Below are 2,855 nucleotides of genomic sequence, written 5' to 3'. Positions count from 1 at the left end.
GGACTGATGAAGCTTGGAGTAGTTACGTGTATTGGCAGACTCAAGACAAGAAAACCTTGAAACGTATAAATAAGCTATTTACCGATGTTAAGCGCTCTCCATTTGCGGGGATTGGAAAACCGGAACCTCTTAAAGAAAATCTTTCAGTTTTTTGGTCTCGCAGAATAGATGATACCAATCGTTTGGTATATGCCGTGGATGATACAGCGGTTACTGTTATCTCGTGTCGTTATCATTACTAGTAGGTGGCAGCTAATCGGGTAGCCGGAGGTATCTAACCTCCAGCCCCCACAACACCCTGCATGCGGCTCCGCACAGGGCGTTTCATTTAGGATAGTGAAGCGCGATCCATCCATCACGTAGCGAATAAAGCCCTTCGGATTTTAAGTAATCAAGTGATAGCGCCTGATTGATCCCCGGAGATTTTGCACTACGCCATGGCCCTTTGCTGGTGATACCACATGCCACCGCAGCTTGGACATGTACGCCCAGTCTCATTAAGTTTCGTACCTTGGTACGCGGCTTTCGCCACTGACGCCAGTAAGCCATTCGCACTCTGCGCCGGATCCAGTGATCCAGTTCTACACAGCGTTGGTAACAACTGGCGATACCAAAGTAATTTATCCACCCTCGTAAATACTGGCTGAGCTTAAAGAGTTGGTTCCAGCTTTGATAGAAGCCAGCGGTGATAACCTCCAAGTTAAAGAGCTTCGCTTAGACATGAATATTGCTGACTTCTTAGCATTATTTAAACGTTTTGAGGTTACACTTTCTAATGGTGATCTATTAGAAGGTAAGACTTACTCAACAACTGAATAGCTAGTGCTAACAAGCAGTTGCAAGCGACACATTCTATTAGGCTGTTTTTGTGCATGATCGTAGGCTCCAATTTATGTACAAAAACACTACATAAAATGTGCGCCTGAACTAGGCGTTAGTTTACCAATCAAGATCATTACCCCAGTGTTTATTTAGGGTGATGTCTTAACTACAAGTGGTTTTGTGGGAGTTGCGATTGACCAAGTACAGCCACAACTAGAATAAAACCGTCTTCCTTTGTAAAGTAAGCTGTGTGTTTTCCTACCGGAAAATAGAAACCGCTTGGATAAATCTCATCGCAACTGCTACCTACGGCTGGATTGTCGGCAAGCATTTGAAACCCAGTTAACAATGTATCTTTATAGTTACTCCACTGCATTTCAGAAAAGTTGTTGATGGTATAGCTTTTAATTTTTTGTAAGTGAGCCTGAGCCAATTTACTTAGTTTGTATTTATTCTTTTGCATAGTGGGTTACAAGGCGCTTAGGAAATCTACACCATCAACAACATTGCCTTGTGCTAAGTCTTGTTTAGCAGACTCGAAACAATGTTTAAGGTAATCAGTTTTCATTGCCTCTAGCTCTTCATAGTCTTTAATAGACATTACCACCACGGCATCTTTACTGTTTTTGCTAATCTTTACTGGCTCACGTTGGGCGCTTAGAAGCAGCTCACCAAAGTTACGCTTTGCATCATTTGCTGTCATTGTGTGCATGCTCAATCTCCAAATTTGGAATTACAGTAAGATTATAGTCTGTCGCACAAAATGGTCAATATAATTAAATCGTGCGATTTATGCGAAATTTAAACTAACAAAGCGTTTAAGACAAATTCGTAACGCTCGGCATTTTCGGTTTGATTCAGCTAGTGTTTACGGCACAATGGTTTAGGTTTGGTGGTTTGCGTTTCTCACTACTTAATGCGGCGTTAACCACCTAAGAATGTTGAATTAATGTGTGTAAGAGCATTTAGACTAAAAACAAGTTAATGTGCCAATTACCACGTCAACACATAAAACGTTCAACCAGATTCAAGACGGCTTAAAGCCTTTTGTAAAGTGCTGTATGAGCAACCGCCGCGATATAGAATAGAATCTAGAAAGAGTACAAGGCTTCATTACTTGCCCCAAGAGAGGCGGTTATAATCTAGATTTTATTGTGTTGTTAGTCACTAAAGCTTGCTCATAAGCACCATGTTTGTGCGAAGCTAATTGACACCTAACTTAATTTCCAATTCTTCCACTCGTCCACTTTCGAACGATAAAGCATCTTTAATCCAATCGAGTATTAACACAGTCGCGATATTGCTATTGCATCTTTCAGTAAAGGTAGGTTCGCTGTGATAGTCACGCAAGAACTCTAGAACCGTTACGGCATTACTAATGGTTTCGTAAGGCTTGTTTTCAATGAGGGTGTTTGTATTTGGCATAGTCTTCATTCTTGTAGTCTGAAATAACCGCCACTCTAGGTGTCAATCTAGTGGTGGCAGACCATACAGGGTTGACACTACCGCCTACAAGAAACGGCCACCCGAAGGTGCCCCATACGATCTGCCATAGTAGATCGTCCGCAATAAAACGAAGTCTATTGCGGCTCTTGTAAGTTTCAGGGTGTCAATCCTGATTCGCATTTAGCGAACCCGAGTATTGTGAGTTTGGCCTTTGGTGTTGTCAATAGGCACAAGGGGATGACTACTAAACGAGAAGTTTGCTTAAAGGTATGACTTCAAAAGCTTAATAGTCTTTGTAAGGTAGATAGGTAGTGGTGAGTGGGTTTTTAATTGTTGGGATTAATGTTTGTTTAATAATCAGCCCCTTTTGCAAATTTCCCGCTTTTTACCCTTCGGCACATCATTGGATAATATTCAGGGTTTTCACAACAAAACGCCGCTAAAGCCCTAAATTGTTCGACCCAGATTTCAGGCACCCACAACAAAATATCTTTTTCACCCTTGGCCCGTCTTCTTGCTTTGTAATTGTGCTGTTTCGTATTGGTTGCTTTTTGTACGTTGGCTTGGTTGATACTTAGCATTTTTAA

Annotated in this window: 5 protein-coding genes and 1 pseudogene; 1 reads left to right on the top strand and 5 read right to left on the bottom strand. The window is 41.6% G+C overall.

The genetic code is table 11. The features are described from left to right. Positions 1-242 (top strand): Txe/YoeB family addiction module toxin (locus HJG39_RS19040; RefSeq protein WP_268411973.1); only part of this gene is annotated, 242 nt, incomplete at its 5' end. A gap of 82 nt (positions 243-324) precedes the next feature. On the opposite strand, the pseudogene HJG39_RS19035 reads toward HJG39_RS19040, so the two are convergent. The 5 genes and pseudogenes from HJG39_RS19035 to HJG39_RS19015 all read right to left on the bottom strand — a co-directional run. Then, positions 325-660, bottom strand: a pseudogene (locus HJG39_RS19035) (group II intron maturase-specific domain-containing protein); the annotation flags it as partial. A 328-nt stretch (positions 661-988) separates the two neighbouring features. Further along, complete coding sequence (locus HJG39_RS19030) at positions 989-1,285, bottom strand: type II toxin-antitoxin system RelE/ParE family toxin (RefSeq protein ID WP_268411971.1); 297 nt, start codon at positions 1,283-1,285, stop codon at positions 989-991. A gap of 6 nt (positions 1,286-1,291) precedes the next feature. Further along, positions 1,292-1,534: a type II toxin-antitoxin system Phd/YefM family antitoxin gene (locus HJG39_RS19025; RefSeq protein ID WP_268411969.1), complete on the bottom strand. Its 243-nt coding sequence runs from the start codon at positions 1,532-1,534 to the stop codon at positions 1,292-1,294. Between the two features lie 491 nt (positions 1,535-2,025). After that, entirely contained in the window at positions 2,026-2,247 is a 222-nt protein-coding gene (locus HJG39_RS19020) for a hypothetical protein (RefSeq protein WP_268411967.1), read from the bottom strand. 371 nt (positions 2,248-2,618) lie between these two features. Further along, a partial coding sequence (locus HJG39_RS19015; protein WP_268411966.1) for a hypothetical protein occupies positions 2,619-2,855 on the bottom strand: 237 nt, incomplete at its 5' end.

It is taken from the genome of Alteromonas sp. a30 (assembly GCF_026788005.1).
Lineage (GTDB): Bacteria > Pseudomonadota > Gammaproteobacteria > Enterobacterales > Alteromonadaceae > Paraneptunicella.
This window is presented reverse-complemented; position numbering and strand designations above follow the sequence as displayed.

Bases quoted from the DNA above. Each gene is read 5' to 3' on its own strand.
- HJG39_RS19030 (WP_268411971.1), bottom strand. From the start codon at position 1,285: ATGCAAAAGAATAAATACAAACTAAGTAAATTGGCTCAGGCTCACTTA.
- HJG39_RS19025 (WP_268411969.1), bottom strand. From the start codon at position 1,534: ATGCACACAATGACAGCAAATGATGCAAAGCGTAACTTTGGTGAGCTG.
- HJG39_RS19020 (WP_268411967.1), bottom strand. From the start codon at position 2,247: ATGCCAAATACAAACACCCTCATTGAAAACAAGCCTTACGAAACCATT.